Below are 15,598 nucleotides of genomic sequence, written 5' to 3' on the forward strand. Positions count from 1 at the left end.
GTGGTGATACTTCCGACAGGTCACCCCTTGACCTGAACCATTGTCGAGGTTGTTGAGTACATGACTATGGACACCACCCGGCGCCCCGCCACCGAGCCCGCGGCCCGTCTCGATTTCGGCGACCCCACGGTCCGAACCTTCGCACAACTGCTGGTGAACGTGCTGCTGGTGTCGTTCATCAACTTCACCGTCTGGTTCGGCATCACGTTCTTCGTGTACCTGCAGACCCGGTCGGTGTTCGCTACCGGGATGATCGCCGGCCTCTTCCTGGTCGCCATGGCCGGCACCGGGGTGTGGTTCGGCAGCATCGTCGACCACCACCGCAAGAAGAGCGTCATGCAGGTGTCCGCGCTCGTCTCGCTGGGGATCTATGCCGCCGCGCTGGTCTACTATGCGATCACCCCGGCCGAGTCATGGCGTGATCCGGCGAGCGTCCGGCTGTGGGTCCTCGTCATACTCGTGATGAGCGGGGTGATCACCGGTGGTCTGCGCACGATCGCGCTGCCCACCGTGGTCACCGCCATGTTCGACGAGCACCACCGGGATCGGGCCAACGGGCTGGTCGGGACGACGGGCGGTATCTCCCAACTGGCCACCTCGGTGGTCAGTGCGCTGCTGGTGGGCTGGAACGGCATGCTGGGTGTGCTGATGCTGGCCGTCGTCGTACTCACCGTCGCGGTGGTGCATCTGCGGGGGCTGATACTGCCGGAAGCGCTGGCCCACGCCGCCGCCGCGGGCGAACCACAGCAAGTCGATCTGCGCGGGACCGTCCGTGTCGTGCGGGCGATTCCGGGTATGGTCCCGCTGATCGTGTTCGCGGCGTTGAACAATCTGTTGTTCGGCGGGCTCATGGCACTGATGGACCCGTACGCGCTGTCGATGATGTCGGTTCAGGCATGGGGCGTCATCTGGGGAGCGCTCAGCGCGGTGATGATCGTCGGCGGGCTACTGGTGGCCCGTACCGGGACGTCATCGAACCCGGTGCGATTGATCCTGCTCGTCAATCTGGCGCTGTGGGCGGTGATGCTGATCTTCCCGATCCAGGATTCCGTCCTCCTGCTGATCGGCGGAATGGCCGTGTTCATGGTGCTCATGCCGTTCGCCGAGGCGGCCGAGCAGACCGTGCTGCAGAAGGTCGTGCCCTATCAGCGTCAGGGCCGGGTCTTCGGCTTCGCGCAGAGCGTCGAACAGGCCGCCTCCCCGCTCACCGCGTTCCTGGTCAGCCCGCTGACGCAGTTCTTCTTCATCCCGTTCATGACCGCCGGACCGGGCGCCCGCTGGATCGGCGGCTGGTTCGGCACCGGCGAGGCCCGGGGCATGGCCCTGGTCTTCGTACTACTGGGGGTGCTCGGCCTGCTCTTCACCGGCTATGCACTGGGCAGCCGGCACTACCGGCGACTGAGCCGTAGCTTCCGCACCGGCACCGATGCCGCGGAAACGGCCGCCGTGGGCCCGGCCGTCCCCGGCCCCGAGTCCCGACTCGCGGAACCGGACGCATTGCCGGACCGGCGGCACGACATACCGTGCCCGCAGGGCGCGGGAGCCGCCTGATCGCTCGCGGACGGCTGCACCGGAAATTCGGTGGACCGGTCCGCCGGGCCCGCCTAGGGTATGGCCCCATGGGATCTTTGGGCAGCAACGGAGTGTGCGCGGTCGGCGCGTGCTACATCCGGCAGCGCACGGCAGCTCGGACTCTGCCGGTGCATCGCTCACTCCGCTGACCGATCCGGGCGGTCCCCACCGCGGGGCCGCTCGGCGGTGATCGGCGCCGGTTCATTCGAACCGCCGCCGCGATCGTTCGGCGCCACTGCGCGCCGCCTCCTGCCCCGGCATGGGTCCGGGCGAATCAGCGTCTGTCGATTCGGCCCACTCTTCGGAGGATCCCATGTCCCGCCCTGCCTCGGGTCCGCGTACCCGCACGTCCGCGACCCGCAAGCGGCTGTCCCAAAATTTTCTCACCGATCCACGCATCGCTCGCCGTATCGTGCGGGCGTCCGGTATCGGCCGCGACGATCTCGTCCTCGAAATCGGCCCCGGTGACGGTATGCTCACCCGTCATCTCCTCCCCGCCGCGGCCCGGGTGGTGGCCTACGAGAAGGACCCGCACTATGCCCGCCGGCTCGCCGTCCGATATGGCGGTGACCGCCGTATCCGGGTGCACAACCGGGATTTCCGCTCGGTCGTCGCGCCGCGGGAACCGTTCGCCGTGGTCGCCAATATTCCGTTCGCGGTGAGCACCGATATCGTGCGCTGGTGCCTGGCCGCACCGCGGCTCACCTCGGCGACACTGCTCACCCAATACGAATTCGCCCGCAAGCACAGCGGAGACTACGGCCGATGGACCAAATTGACCGTCGCCCACTGGCCGGAGTCGGAACTGACGCTGGGCGAGCGGATCGATCGCCGGGAGTTCTACCCGGTCCCGCGGGTGGACGGGGCGGTGCTGCACATCGCGCGTCGTCCCATTCCGCTCTTACCCGACGCAGCCCGCGCGCAATACCGGCACCTGGTCGAACTCGGCTTCTCCGGTGTCGGCGGGTCGCTCGCCGCCTCGTTGCGCCGCATCCACCCCGCGCGCGCCGTCGCCGCGGCGTGTACGGAGGCCGCGATACCGACCGACGCACCGGTGGGCCTGGTGCCGCCGGACGCGTGGCTCACGATCTATCGGCGGCTACACGAGACACCTCGTCACGGACCGGGTACCAGGCGCCGCTGACCGGACACGGCGACGGGGACGAACCCGTGGTGGATTCGTCCCCGTCGCCCTGGGCAACTGCCCCGTCTACACCGGCGTGAACTCGCGATCGGCGATATACGCCGGCCGCCGGGCCGGTGCGGCGAACGGTTCCTCCAGGGTGTTCTCGACACTGTTGAACACCAGGAAGATATTCGACCGCGGGAACGGCGTGATGTTGTTGCCCGACGCGTGCATGATGTTCGAGTCGAACAGCAGCGCCGAACCGGCCGCACCGGTGAACTGGGTTATCCCGTATTTATGGGCCAGGTCGGTGATATCGGCCTTGGTCGGCACTCCGGTCTCCTGCTCACGCAACGACTCCCGATAGTTGTCCGCCGGCGTCGCGCCCTGGCAGGGCACGAATGTCCGGTGCGACCCCGGCATCACCATCAGGCTGCCGTTGTACGGGTAGTTGTCGGTCAACGCGATGGACAGGCTCACCGCCCGAGGCGCGGGCATGCCGTCCTCGGCGTGCCAGGTCTCGAAATCGGAATGCCAGTAAAAACCGGTGCCGAATCCGGGCAGGTAGTTGACCCGGCTCTGGTGGATGTACACATCCGATCCCAGTACCTGCCGGGCCAGGTCCACGACCCGCGATTCCCGCACCAGCTCCGCCACCGCCGGACTCAGTTTGTGCACCTCGAATACCGAGCGCACCTGCTGCGACGATTTCTCCACGACGAGCCGGTCGTCACCCCGCAGATCCGGATCGCCTGCCAGCCGGTCGATCTCGGCGGCGTACTCGGCAACCTCCTCGGGGGCCAGCAAGCGGTCCATGATCGCGAAACCGTCGGTATCGAACGCAGCCAACTCCGCGTTGCCGATCCGGCCCCACACAGTCGCGTCGTGCCGCTCCTGCAACGGCAGACGCTCGGCGGTTCTGGTCGGATAGCGATCGATCCGATTGTCTACCAACGTCGTTCGTCCTTCCTCTCAGTCGGCCGGAACGGCGATCAATGGATAAACGCCGTTCTCGTCATGCACCTCCTGCCCCGTGACAGGGGGATTGAACACGCACAGCATCCGCATCCGTGTCCGGGTCCGCACCTCGTGCTTCTCGTGCCCGTTGAGCAGATACATGGTGCCTGGGGCGAGGTCGTAGGTGCGGTCGTTGGTCAGGTCGTGGAGGGTGCCTTCACCCTCGACCAGCCAGACCGCTTCCACATGGTTCTGATAGTGGAAGACGTGAGAGGTGCCGGCTTCGATGGTGGTCTCGTGGAACGAGAACCCGACCCCATCACCGCCCAGCACGATCCGCTTGCTCCGCCAGCTCTCGGCGCCGACATCGCGGTGTGTGCCGGTGATCTCCTCGGTGGTGCGCACGATCATCGGTTGTTTCCTTTCAGCTGCAAACGGTCTCGACGGCGTCGCTCAGAATGTGCAGACCCTGGTCGAGTTCGTCCTCGGCGATGGTCAGCGGCGGAAGCAGTTTCACGACCTCGTCGGACGCACCCGAGGTTTCGGCCAGCAGGCCACGCTCGAACGCGACCTGGCAGACCTTCCCGGCCTGTGAGGCGTCGTCGAAGACCAGCCCGTGCACGAGGCCACGGCCCCGAGTGGACACCCCCGGGACGGCCCCGGCGATCTCCTCGAGCGCCGTGGCCGCCCGCTTACCCTTGGCGAGGGTGGACTTCTCCAATACATCATCGGACCAGAAATGCTCGAGCGCCACCTGCGCGGTCACGAAAGATGGATTGTTACCGCGGAAGGTGCCGTTGTGCTCGCCGGGTGACCACACATCGTGCTCGGGCTTGAACAGCACCAGTGCCATCGGCAGGCCGTAACCGCCGACCGACTTGGACAGCGTCACGATATCGGGGGTGATACCGGCCGATTCGAAGGAGAAGAACGGGCCGGTCCGGCCGCAACCCATCTGGACGTCGTCGACGATGAGCAGGATGCCACGCGCGGCGCACAATGAGGCCAGGTGGCGCAGCCATTCGTCGCGCGCCAGATTGACGCCGCCTTCACCCTGCACGGTTTCCACGATGACGGCGGCCGGCCGGTCCATACCCGATGACGAATCGTCGAGCACCCGTTCCATCCACAAGAAGTCGGCGGTGGCGCCGTCGAAGTAGCCGTCGTACGGCATCGGGGTGGCATGGTTGAGCGGGACGCCGGCGCCCGCGCGCTTCATGGCGTTACCGGTCACCGACAGTGCGCCCAGCGTCATCCCGTGGAACGCGTTGGTGAAGCTCATGATGGTCTGGCGACCGGTCACCTTGCGGGCCAGCTTGAGCGCGGCCTCGACCGCGTTCGCACCCGTCGGCCCGGGGAACTGGACCTTGTAGTCCAGGCCGCGGGGGGCCAGCAGGGTATCGCGAACGGTTTCGAGTAGTTTGCGCTTGGCGATCGTCGACATATCGAGGCCGTGCGTGATTCCGTCGCCGGCAATGTAGTCGACCAGCGCCGATTTCAACACCGGGTTGTTGTGCCCGTAGTTGAGCGCGCCCGCCCCGGCGAAGAAATCGAGAAAATCTTTACCGGACTCATCTCGCAGCCATGCGCCCTGCGCGGTCTCGAAGACTGTCGGCCAGGAACGGCAGTAACCGCGGACATTCGATTCGATTTCGTCGAAGATCGTCGTTTCGGCGGCAATCATGAGTGATCCCTTTCGGTTTTACGGGCGATCGGGGAAATGTGGTAGAGGTCCTCGGCAGCATGGCTGTCCGGGAAAACATCCGGCTCGAACAGCTCGCTGCGTACCATTTCGGCACCGCGGCGGCGGGCCAGCGACGCGAACATGGCGATCGAGGCGGGATTGTCGGGGGATACGGTGGTCTCCAGCGCCTCGACGGCGCCGCCGACCGGATGGCCGGGCGCGGTGACGGTGGATACCAGCCAGTCCAGCATGGCGACCCCCAGGCCACGGCCACGCTGGTCGGCGTCCACGGCGACCTGCCATACGAACAGGGTGCCGGGCGCTTCGGGTCGTACATAGCCGGTCACGAATCCGACGACTCGGCCTTCGCTCTCGACGACTACCGAACTGGCGGCGAAATCGCGACACCACAGCAGGTAGGCGTAGCTCGAATTGACATCCAATACTTGCGACTCGTCGGCGATCTGCCACAGCCGCGCGGCGTCGGTGATCCGCGGTGCCCGCAGGACCACACCGGTACTGGCGGGCTCCGCATCGGTGGCGGCGGACGAAGTGGCCGAGCCGTTGCCGGCGGCGCCGGCGGTCTGCGTGGACTCAGTTTGTAAAGACATACAACTCCGATGTCTGCGTGCAGTACTTTCCCAGGCTCACGAAATAACTCCGAAGCGACTGGTCGAGCTCTTTACGGTCGTGTTACAGGCGTGTTACGTGGGCCCCTCTCGTTGAATAACCGGAATCCGGAGAACGAAACGCACGATTCGGCGGGGCGCTCCTCACATTCCATCCCGCCGGGGTATACGGCCGCCGCCCCGCCCCGACCGGGCGGGTGCCCACCACGGAGCAGACGCCGCGGCGGTCTCCGCGCACGATCGCTCTCGGCGAATCCAGACGCAACCGGCCCGGATCGCCGGCTTCCGGGCTCACCCGGTGCGGCGCCGGGCGTGCACGCCGCGCACCGTCCTCGCAATACCGATCCAGTACACCCATCGCGGTGGCCGGCGCGGTCAGGGGGGTGCGCAGTTCGTGGCGCAAGTCACCGGAGAGCGGCCCCGCCCGGCCGGCGCGTTCCCGTCCGGGCGCCGCCGAGTCGGAGGGCGACGGGACAGCGGGGCATATCCGGCCGCGCAGCATCCAGCGGCCCGTACCGAGACCGATACGAGTTGCGCTCGTCGCGCTGCCCATGAGCTAGCGCTGGACGTCCAGCAGATGACCGAGGCCACCGACGGCGGCCACGATTCGCGAATCGGACAGATCCCGGTCGGCTCCACCGCCGGGCCCAGGATCGACAATGAGCACGCCGGAGACACCGGTCGCGCACGGAGTGAGCGCGGCCTCGGCTTCCTCGGCCGTCGCGACGTCGTAGCCCTCGTTCGGCACGGCCGGACGCACAGCACCTCGGACCCGCTCGCCGTCTTCCACGATCATCAGGTTCGCGCTCAATATTCAATCCCTTGCAGACACACGTGCGTGCCGCGGCGCGGGGTTTCGCATCCCCGTGCCGACGCGACAGCCCGCTACTCAGCTTACTCGAGCAACCTTTCGGTTATACGAATAGCCAGAAGGCCTGCCGGGTAAACCCCCAAAGTGAAATGCCTCACGTTCAGATCTCGCCGGACCGTTCCAAGCGGAAGAAATTGCTGGGCGTGCCGTCGGGACGCATCTCCTGGTATCGGAAGTTCAGTTTCCGGGCGTCGAAGGTTGCAAACCAGTCCGCCCAGCTGACCGGCTGCAATACCGCACCACCGTAGTGCGGGAAATCCAGCCGCAGGACCCCCACCTCACCGCCGTACTGACTGCCGGGTGTCGTCGCCGGGTTCGCACCGCGCCGCCGGGCCCACTGGCGGATGACCTCATGATTCGTGGTGACCATGGTTGTTCCGGGAGCGGCGGACAGGCCACCCTTCATGACGAACCTCCTTGCGGTAGGTGCGTGCGAGCTCTCCCGACGCGACCTCGGTAGCCGCACCGGCTTTCCCTCTTTTACCCGGCTTCGCACTATTGCAAACACAGCGGACACCGAGATGTCCGTTGTGCCCGTCGTCCGGTTCTCCGCCGAGCCGCCGCCGCAGCGACCGGTTCACCATATTGCCCGAGATTCGCCGAGACCGGCCGACAGATCATCCGGCGGCGGGAATCGGGGTCAGCGCGACTGTGATGTTATCGCTGCCACCACAGACGACGGCGTAATCTACGAGCGCCCGCGCGCCTTCGGTGATCGGCACGCCGAGCACGCGCCGCGCCAGATCGGCCGCGCCCGGTAGATAGTTCCACAGTCCGTCGGTGCACAGCAGGAGCGATCCGGGCGTATCCACGTAGTAGGTACGGATACTGTCCGCGGACCACGGCTGCTGCCCGGCGTCGGCTCCCAGCCAACGCATCAGGGTGTGCGCCCGAGGATCGGCCATGGCGGCCTTCTCGTCCATGGCGCCGGCTTCCACCAGCGTCTGCGCCCACGAATCGTCCAGGGTGAGCTTCTGCGCCCCGGCCAGCACCTCCGGATGACCCGGTCGGGCCGGTTGTCCGGCCGCGGGCTCGCCGGCCGCCAGCCAGTAGGCACGGCTGTCGCCGATATTCGAGACGGTGATCGAGATATGGCCCCCGGTTTCGGTGCGCACGATCGCCGAGACATAGGTGCACGACGGTGCGTCACCGTCGGGGCCGACCAGATTGCGCACCGCTTCCGAGGCCGCCGCCATCCCCGCGGCGGTGGCCTCCTCGGCCGTTCTGTCACCGGCCAGCGCGGACACACACGCATCGACCCCGGTGCGCACGGCAGTGCCCGAGGCGGCCTGCGGATCCGGTGAGGAGGAGACTCCGTCGCAAACCACCAGCACAATCGTCCCGGGCTCCCCGTTGTCATCCGGTACCACCGCGGCGGCCACGGCATCCTCGTTGCGCGCGTGCAGGATTCCGCGGTCGGTGACCAGAGCGGCGACACCCAGATCGGCCTCGAACCGGTCCTGGACACGATGCGGATGCTCGCAGGTGGGACAGCGCGGGCCCCGGCTCTGCGTCCCGCAGTTCACGCACACCACTTCGGCGAGTTCGTCGTCCGGCAGGGCGACCCGGTGGATGCCCGAGGCCAGTGACTGCCGCGGCACGGTCGCTTCCGCGGCGGCGGCGCGGCGACGGGTGTCGAACGTTTCCCGCACCCGCGGCACCGGCTCGGTCACCGCGTCGAGAATCTCCGCCGGGTCGGCGTCTCCGGTGTTCGCGTCAGGGTTCATCCGGCCGCCACATTCATGAGTAATTTCCGGTGCTCGCCGATCCGGACGAACCAGATATATCGGGTCCGCACACCGTCCCCCTTCGTTCGCCCGTTCCGTACTGACGATCGACGATAGTACGCGGTACGCCGATGAGTGAGTTCACCCGCGCTCCCGCACCGCTCGTACCGCTTTGCGCGCCGCCACCAGCACCGGATCCCAGACCGGCGAGAAAGGTGGCGCATAACCGAGATCGAGTGTGGTCATCTGCGCCACCGTCATTCCCGCGGTCAGCGCCACGGCCGCGATATCGACCCGTTTGCCCGCCCCTTCCCGGCCCACGATCTGCACCCCGAGCAGCCGGCCACTGAGCCGTTCCGCCAGCATCTTCACCGTCATCACGGGCGCGTCCGGGAGATATCCGGCGCGACTGGTGGATTCGACGGTCGCGGTGACGTACTGCAGACCCACGGCACGGGCGTCTCTCTCCCGCAGCCCCGTTCGCGCCACCTCCAGATCGCAGACCTTGCTGACGGCCGTGCCGACGACACCGGGAAAGGTCGCGTATCCGCCGCCGATATTGGCGCCGATGATCTGACCGTGCTTGTTCGCGTGCGTCCCCAGCGCGATATGCCTGCGCATACCCGAGACCAGGTCCAGCACCTCGACACAGTCTCCACCGGCCCAGAGGTTGTCGTACCCCGTCACGCGCATGGCCGAATCGGTGAGCAGCCCGCCGTGGTTCCCGATCGGTAGCCCGGCCGCGGCGGCCAGTGTCGTTTCGGGCAGCACCCCGATCCCGAGAACCACCACATCCGCCGGGTGTTCGCGACCGGCGGCGAACACCGCCCGGACGCGGCCGTCGTCTCCGGTGCGGATCTCGGTGACCTCGCTGTTCCCGGCCACATTCACGTCCAGGCCCCGGAGCGCCTCGCGTACCAGCACACCCATATCCGGGTCCAGAGTGGACATCGGCTGCGCGCCGCTGTGCACGATGGTGACCTCGTAACCGCGCCGGATCAGTGCCTCGGCCATCTCGACCCCGATGTAGCCGGCCCCCACCACCACCGCCCGCCGTCCGGTACCGGCCGCCAATGCCGCGATGAGCGCCTCGCCGTCGTCCAGGGTCTGGACACCGTGCACTCCGGGCGCGTCGATCCCGGGCAGCGCCGGCCGGATCGGGCGCGCCCCGGTCGCCAGGACGAGGTGGTCGTAGCCGGTCCAGGTTTCGGTACCGGTAGCCAGTTCCCGGCTGCGCACCCGGCCCCCGGCCACATCGAGTTCGACAACTTCGTGGCGCAGGCGCACATCGATTCCGCGTGCCCGGTGTTCCTCGGGGGTCCGGGCGATCAGGTGATCGCGCTCCCGCACATGGCCACCCACCCAGTACGGGATACCGCAGGCCGAGTACGAGGTGAAGTGCCCGCGTTCGAACACCATGATCTCGAGGTCCGACACATCCCGGTGACGCCGGGCCTGGGCGGCCGCCGACATTCCGGTCGCGTCCCCACCGACGACCACCAACCGCTCTGTCATGAGATCAAACTACCCAGCGAGCGCCCGATATCTCTCGGACCGCCCGCCTACGGGCTCGTCTCCGGCCCGAAGCCACCACGGTCGGCCGCACTGTGGGCCGATACCGAGCCGAGGTACCCACCGCCGGAGCCGGCCGGTCGGCCGCCGCCGTTCCCGTACCAGAGCACCGACCCCCGACCGGCTCCCGTCATCGGCGGTGCGGCCCGGAATCTTCCCTCCCACGGTCCGGATGACCTCCGGCGGCCGGCCGGGCCGGCTCAGGCGGACCGGCCACCGATGAGCGGAAGGCGGCTCGCCGCGCCGCGCGTCCGGCCCCCGGAGCGCGTGGTCTCGGCCCCGTCGCGGTCGGTGAAGGTCAGGATGCCGTCCTCGATCGGGCTCTTGCGCAGGTAGGAACGGTCGCGGAAGTAGCTGTTGACCACCTTCCACGGGCCGCCGGTCCCCTGCCGCGGCATCACCGCGTCACCGCGTTGGATGTACCCGGAACTCAGCGCCCCGCCCATCACCGAGGCCTCGGAGCGATCGGACTCCGCGGCCCGAGCCACGAACCGGGTGTACCCCTTGTCGCGCATCCGGTTCAGTACGCGGCAGAAGTACTCGGCGGCCAGATCGGCCTTGAGTGTCCAGGAGGCGTTCGTGTATCCGAGGACCATCAGCGCGTTCGGCACGCCGTCGAGCAGCGACCCCTTGTACATGACCCGGTCCCGGGTGACCACCGGTTCACCGTCCACGTCGAGCGCCATACCGCCCAGGATCTGGATGGTCAGCCCGGTGGCGGTGATGACGATATCGGCTTCGATCTCCTCGCCCGAGGAAACCCGGATGCCTCTTTCCGTGAAGGTCTCGATGGTGTCGGTGACCACCGAGGCGTCACCGCGCCGCAGAGCCTTGAACAGGTCGCCGTCGGGTACGACACACAGGCGCTGATCCCACGGCGCGTATCCCGGGGTGAAATGCCGCATGTCCACCGCGGGGCCGACCGCCATCCGGACCCATTTCAGGAACATCTGCCGGGCCAGCTTCGGTTGGCGCCGCGACAGCTGGTAGCCGGCCTGCTGCACCGCGATATTGCGGGCGCGCCCGACCTGATAGGTGAGCCCGGCGGGGGATCCGGCCTTCGTCATCCCGACCGCCACCGGGTCCTCACCCGGGATGGAGGCGATATAGGTGGGTGATCGCTGCAGCATGGTCACATGGGCGGCCTCGCCCACCATGGCGGGCACCAGCGTGATCGCGGTGGCGCCGCTGCCGATCACGACCACCTTCTTGTCCCGGTAGTCCAGGTCGTCGGGCCAGTGCTGGGGATGCACGATCCGCCCGGTGAACGCGTCCTCGCCGGGAAAGGACGGCCGGTGGCCGTTGTCGTAGTCGTAGTAACCGGTAGCCCCCACCAGAAAGGTACCGGTCCAGATCTCCTCGGCACCCGTCGCTTCCTCGAGCACTCGAACCGTCCACCGATTGTCGGAGCCGGACCAGCTCGCCGAAACCACCCTGCGGCCGAACCGGATCTTCGGTGTCACTCCGTATTCATCGGCGGTCTCGGCGATATAGCGCCGGATACCGGCGCCGTCGGCGAGCATGCGGGTACCACGCCAGGGGCGGAAACCGTAGCCGAAGGAGTACTTATCGGAGTCGGAACGGATTCCCGGATAGCGGAACAGGTCCCAGGTGCCGCCGACGGCGGTGCGGCGCTCCAGGATCGCATAGCTGCGCCCGGTGTTCTCCTTCTCCAGGTGACAGGCCACATCGATACCGGAGAGGCCGGCTCCGATTATCAGTACGTCGACATGCCGCGTCATTGCGTTCCTCGTCCGCTCGTGCCCGGGGCGTCGCCGATCACGACAGACCCACCCTTTACATGTAACCGAGAGTACTTGACAAATTCCCGGTCACGCGTCGGGTACGCACGCCGACCCCATGAGCCCCCGGCCGCCGCGACTTCCGGAGCCGAAGGCCCGAACCTTCCCACCGGAGTCCGGGTGTGATCTAAAACATATTTCTTCCATATCGGCATGGCTACCGCGGCGCCCGGAGACGGGTTCCACAATTCCCGCCGCGCGCCGGACCCGGCACAACGAACTCCCCGCACGATCGAATCCCGCTGCCGCCGCGGCCGACTCGGCATTCGGCAGAACTCTCAGCAGCAGACCACCGCCACCGCGGTCGTGATAGCACCCACCGAGGTGAGCGCGATCGGCACTGCGGCCCGCGCATTCCGCCATCGGAATCCCTCCTCCGGCCGGGCCGATGCACCCTTCCCCGACGTGCGGCCGTTGCGCCACCGGCGCCCCAGCGCACCCAGGGTGATCAGCAATGTCGCTACCAGCATCCCGGCCTCCTCACACCCCGGCCGCCGGCACCCGGCGCCCACTCGGACCGGATCCGGCCCGCCCGGGGTCCGGCACGCCCCGATACCCGCGCGGCCGGCGAAGCCGCCTTCGGCGTACTGGCCGCCGCGGTCGAGGACTGCGTGACCGCCGGTGCACTGCCGCCGGAGCGCGCCGAACCGACCACCCTCACACTCTGGGCGCCCGGACACGGTCTGGCGTCGTTGTGGCTCGACGGCCAGTTGGACAAGCGCGGCACCCTGTTCGGTACGACCGCGGCGGCCCTGGTCGATTCGGTGGTCGACGGCATTCCCGGATTCCTCGGCGCCGACCCTGGAGCACCGCCCGTCCTCCCGCCGCAGTGACCCGGCCCGAGCCGGTCGACCGCGGTCCAACCGGCGGGATCCACAGCGACCGCGTCCTCGCCGCTTACCCGCCACGTTGGCGGGTAAGCCCGGCATAGAGTGAAGTGGACCCGGGTCCGCACCGCGCGCGACCCGAGCCGACCAGGAGGATTGTTGTCGATGAACACCACGAAAGCCCGCACGGGCCTGCTGATCGCGGTCGCCGTGCTCACACTGGCCGGCTGTACCGAAATCGAACGGGCCATGAACAGGGGCGGCGATACCCCGTGCCGCGAGTACGTGGAACAGGACCAGAAGACCCAGCGCGTCACCATCACCAAGGCGCTCGAGGAACAGCAGGGCGCGGAACCGAGCGGCACGAACGTGGATCTGTCCATGGCGGCGGTCAACGCGCTCTGCGGTGTGCAGGCCAACGCCGACACCCCGATCGAACGGGCCGATATCGCGGGAATCTTCATCCGCAAATGAGCTGGGCCGCATCGGTTTCCGAGATATCGGAGCGGGCCCGCCCGGGCGACCCTGCCGCATAGTCGTGCCGAGCCTACGAGCACAGAGGGTTATACCACAAGCGTTTTCGGCCGAACAGGGACACCCGCTCGCCCCGGCGACCGCAATACGCAAGAATGTGTTCGCAAAAGTGCCGGCCGCGATGAGCTGGTATCTCGGACGGCGGGTGTATCGAATCCCCGGACCGTCCGATCCGGGGACGGCGACGATGCACAAGGGAGCGAGATGTTCTATCGGACCGATTCGTTAATGCCACCGCGGTGCCACGGCACGGCACGGAACTGCTGATGGCGTATCGCAGCGACCGGGTCGCAGTCACCGATCGGGCCCGCAACGCGTTACGCGAGTTGATCGAACAGCACGGGCCCATCCTGCTGTATCTCCCGCACCGCGATTCCACCGATCCACGACCGGATTGGCTACCGATACGTGATTTCCGCGCCGCCGAGGGCGATACTCTGTTCGGCCGCCTCGCCTGGCACACCGAACTGTGGATGAGCGCGGCGGCGTACACACGTTTCGAGCGCGAACATCTCACCGTGGACGTTCCCGCCGACGCCGGTCCGGCTCCGAGCGGTGACCCGGACGGCGGATCGCCGCCGGAGGAGGCCGCGATCTTCCTACTCCGCGCCCGCCGGCTCAGTGCCGCGGAAGCCGCCGCGCTCGACGGCCGAAAACGCGGCGGCCACGGCGGCGCGACCTGACCGGGCGCCTCAGCGGCCGGGCAGAAACCGCAGTGACCGGGCGAACGTCATCAGCACCCGCTGCCACAGGTCCCGGGGGACCAGTGGCGGCGGGTCGAGGTTCAGGAAGCGGGTCGAGACCACCGATTGCGGTTCGGTGTATTTGAGCAGTCCCTCGGGCCCGTGCCGACGGCCCACACCGGAGATCCCGGTCCCGCCCATCGGCGCCGCGGTCGTCCCCCAGGCCGGCGCGTATCCCTCGTTCACACAGACGGTGCCGGTCTTCAACAACCGCGCGATCCGCTCACCTTCGGCGAGACCGCCGGCCCAGACGCTCGCGTGCAACCCATATTCGGTGTCATCGGCCGCTGCCACCGCCTCGGCCACGGAATCGACCGGATAGATCGAGACCAACGGCCCGAAGGTTTCCTCGCGCGCGCAGACCATCTCCTCGGTGACCCCGGTGAGGACCGTCGGTTCGAAGAACAGTGGGCCGATATCGGGTCGCGCCTCACCTCCGACGCGTACTTCGGCGCCCTTGGCCACGGCGTCGGCGAGATGGTCGGTCACGGTGCGCAACTGTGTCGCGGAGATGAGCGAGCCGATATCCATCGAGTTGTCGTAGGCGGCACCGAGCCGTGCGGCCGATACGGCGGCCGTGAACTTCGCGGTGAACTCCTCGGCCACCGCGCGCTGTACGTAGATCCGTTCGATGGAGATGCACAACTGGCCGGCATTGGAGAAACACGCGCGGACGGCCGCCCGCGCCGCACGGTCGATATCGGCATCTTCGGTGACGATCATCGGATTCTTACCGCCCAGTTCGGCGGAGAACCCGATGAGCCGCGCGCCACATCGCTGGGCAAGCGTCCGCCCGGTGGCCGAGGAACCGGTGAACATCAGATAGTCACAGCAGTCCACCATCGCCTCGCCGACCACCGGGCCGGGGCCGGTGACCACCGCGAGTAGATCCCGGGGCAGCCCGGCACGGTAGAGCAGTTCGGCGCCGGCGAGCGCGGAGAACGGCGTCGAACTGTCGGGTTTGAGGACCACCGCGTTGCCCGCCAGCAGCGCCGGAATCGCATCGCCCAGGGAGAGCACCAGCGGATAATTCCAGGGCGCGATCACCGCGACGACCCCCTTGGGCCGGACATCGACGAAGGCGCGGTTCAGCACCGGGAAGGCACCGGGCACCCGCCGCTGATCCAGTAGTGCGGGCGCCACGCGCGCGAAATATCGCGCGGCGAACATCAGCCCCATGACCTCTTCCTGCGCCGCCCAGCGCGCCTTACCCGTCTCCGCCTGGATCACATCCATCAGCGCCGCCCGCTGCGCCACGACCAGGGACCGGTAGCGGTGAAGCACCCGGGCGCGTTCCCGCGCCGGGCGGGCCGCCCAGTGGGACTGCGCCACGCGGGCGCGGGCGACGGCCGCGGCGACATCCTCGGCCGTGCCGACCGGCACCGAGCCCAGCGATTTGCCGGTGAAGACCTCGTCGATCGTCCGAGGTGGGCGGGCTGCGGCAGCGTCGATCGCGACCAGAGTGCGCAACCGGTCGAAGACTTCGGGTTCCGGTACGGGCATCACGCCTCCTACCTGTCGGTATTCGCGAGGTGAAGACAAATCTACCCACCG

Annotated in this window: 16 protein-coding genes; 5 read left to right on the forward strand and 11 right to left on the reverse strand. The window is 67.8% G+C overall.

Annotation, left to right across the window (positions count from 1 at the left end; genetic code table 11):
- Positions 1–60: 60 nt before the first annotated feature.
- Together ACQPYS_RS17460 and erm are read left to right on the forward strand one after the other, a co-directional pair.
- Complete coding sequence (locus tag ACQPYS_RS17460; protein WP_433490197.1) at positions 61–1,551, forward strand: MFS transporter; 1,491 nt, start codon at positions 61–63, stop codon at positions 1,549–1,551.
- A gap of 334 nt (positions 1,552–1,885) precedes the next feature.
- Entirely contained in the window at positions 1,886–2,716 is an 831-nt protein-coding gene (gene erm / locus ACQPYS_RS17465) for a 23S ribosomal RNA methyltransferase Erm (RefSeq protein ID WP_433490198.1), read from the forward strand.
- 66 nt (positions 2,717–2,782) lie between these two features.
- Here erm and thpD read toward each other — a convergent pair whose 3' ends face one another.
- From thpD to ACQPYS_RS17515, 10 genes are all read right to left on the reverse strand, one after another.
- A complete protein-coding gene (thpD, locus tag ACQPYS_RS17470; protein ID WP_063035042.1) occupies positions 2,783–3,652 on the reverse strand; it encodes an ectoine hydroxylase in 870 nt (289 codons plus the stop codon).
- Between the two features lie 18 nt (positions 3,653–3,670).
- Positions 3,671–4,066 (reverse strand): ectoine synthase, encoded by a 396-nt coding sequence (locus tag ACQPYS_RS17475; protein WP_063035043.1) that lies wholly within the window; start codon positions 4,064–4,066, stop codon positions 3,671–3,673.
- Between the two features lie 13 nt (positions 4,067–4,079).
- The gene (ectB, locus tag ACQPYS_RS17480) at positions 4,080–5,339 is read right to left on the reverse strand and encodes a diaminobutyrate--2-oxoglutarate transaminase (RefSeq protein WP_433490199.1); all 1,260 of its coding nucleotides are present in this window, start codon (positions 5,337–5,339) and stop codon (positions 4,080–4,082) included.
- Positions 5,336–5,950, reverse strand: a complete 615-nt coding sequence (gene ectA, locus ACQPYS_RS17485) for a diaminobutyrate acetyltransferase (RefSeq protein WP_084480398.1) — start codon at positions 5,948–5,950, stop codon at positions 5,336–5,338. Before ectA ends, ectB begins: the two co-directional genes overlap by 4 nt.
- A gap of 574 nt (positions 5,951–6,524) precedes the next feature.
- The gene (locus tag ACQPYS_RS17490; RefSeq protein ID WP_157107133.1) at positions 6,525–6,779 is read right to left on the reverse strand and encodes a hypothetical protein; all 255 of its coding nucleotides are present in this window, start codon (positions 6,777–6,779) and stop codon (positions 6,525–6,527) included.
- A 160-nt stretch (positions 6,780–6,939) separates the two neighbouring features.
- A complete protein-coding gene (locus ACQPYS_RS17495; protein ID WP_063035047.1) occupies positions 6,940–7,245 on the reverse strand; it encodes a hypothetical protein in 306 nt (101 codons plus the stop codon).
- A 211-nt stretch (positions 7,246–7,456) separates the two neighbouring features.
- Positions 7,457–8,566 carry a PP2C family protein-serine/threonine phosphatase gene (locus ACQPYS_RS17500; protein ID WP_431937693.1) on the reverse strand — a complete coding sequence of 370 codons (1,110 nt, stop codon included), beginning with the start codon at positions 8,564–8,566 and terminating at the stop codon, positions 7,457–7,459.
- A gap of 141 nt (positions 8,567–8,707) precedes the next feature.
- Entirely contained in the window at positions 8,708–10,081 is a 1,374-nt protein-coding gene (locus ACQPYS_RS17505) for an FAD-dependent oxidoreductase (RefSeq protein ID WP_433490200.1), read from the reverse strand.
- A gap of 257 nt (positions 10,082–10,338) precedes the next feature.
- Positions 10,339–11,880 (reverse strand): flavin-containing monooxygenase, encoded by a 1,542-nt coding sequence (locus ACQPYS_RS17510; protein ID WP_433490201.1) that lies wholly within the window; start codon positions 11,878–11,880, stop codon positions 10,339–10,341.
- Between the two features lie 338 nt (positions 11,881–12,218).
- Positions 12,219–12,410 carry a hypothetical protein gene (locus ACQPYS_RS17515; RefSeq protein ID WP_063035051.1) on the reverse strand — a complete coding sequence of 64 codons (192 nt, stop codon included), beginning with the start codon at positions 12,408–12,410 and terminating at the stop codon, positions 12,219–12,221.
- A 51-nt stretch (positions 12,411–12,461) separates the two neighbouring features.
- Between ACQPYS_RS17515 and ACQPYS_RS17520 the strand changes: the two genes are divergently transcribed.
- From ACQPYS_RS17520 to ACQPYS_RS17530, 3 genes are all read left to right on the forward strand, one after another.
- Positions 12,462–12,773: a TetR-like C-terminal domain-containing protein gene (locus tag ACQPYS_RS17520; RefSeq protein ID WP_433493068.1), complete on the forward strand. Its 312-nt coding sequence runs from the start codon at positions 12,462–12,464 to the stop codon at positions 12,771–12,773.
- A 159-nt stretch (positions 12,774–12,932) separates the two neighbouring features.
- Positions 12,933–13,241: a hypothetical protein gene (locus tag ACQPYS_RS17525; RefSeq protein WP_433490202.1), complete on the forward strand. Its 309-nt coding sequence runs from the start codon at positions 12,933–12,935 to the stop codon at positions 13,239–13,241.
- Between the two features lie 326 nt (positions 13,242–13,567).
- Positions 13,568–13,984, forward strand: coding sequence for a DUF779 domain-containing protein (locus tag ACQPYS_RS17530; protein WP_433490203.1), 417 nt, complete (start codon positions 13,568–13,570; stop codon positions 13,982–13,984).
- Positions 13,985–13,993: 9 nt separating this feature from the next.
- On the opposite strand, the gene ACQPYS_RS17535 is transcribed toward ACQPYS_RS17530, so the two are convergent.
- On the reverse strand, positions 13,994–15,547 hold the full coding sequence (locus ACQPYS_RS17535; protein ID WP_433490204.1) for a succinic semialdehyde dehydrogenase: 1,554 nt from the start codon (positions 15,545–15,547) through the stop codon (positions 13,994–13,996).
- Between the last annotated feature and the right edge of the window lie 51 nt (positions 15,548–15,598).

It is taken from the genome of Nocardia grenadensis (assembly GCF_050942415.1).
In the GTDB taxonomy this organism is placed as follows: domain Bacteria; phylum Actinomycetota; class Actinomycetes; order Mycobacteriales; family Mycobacteriaceae; genus Nocardia; species Nocardia grenadensis.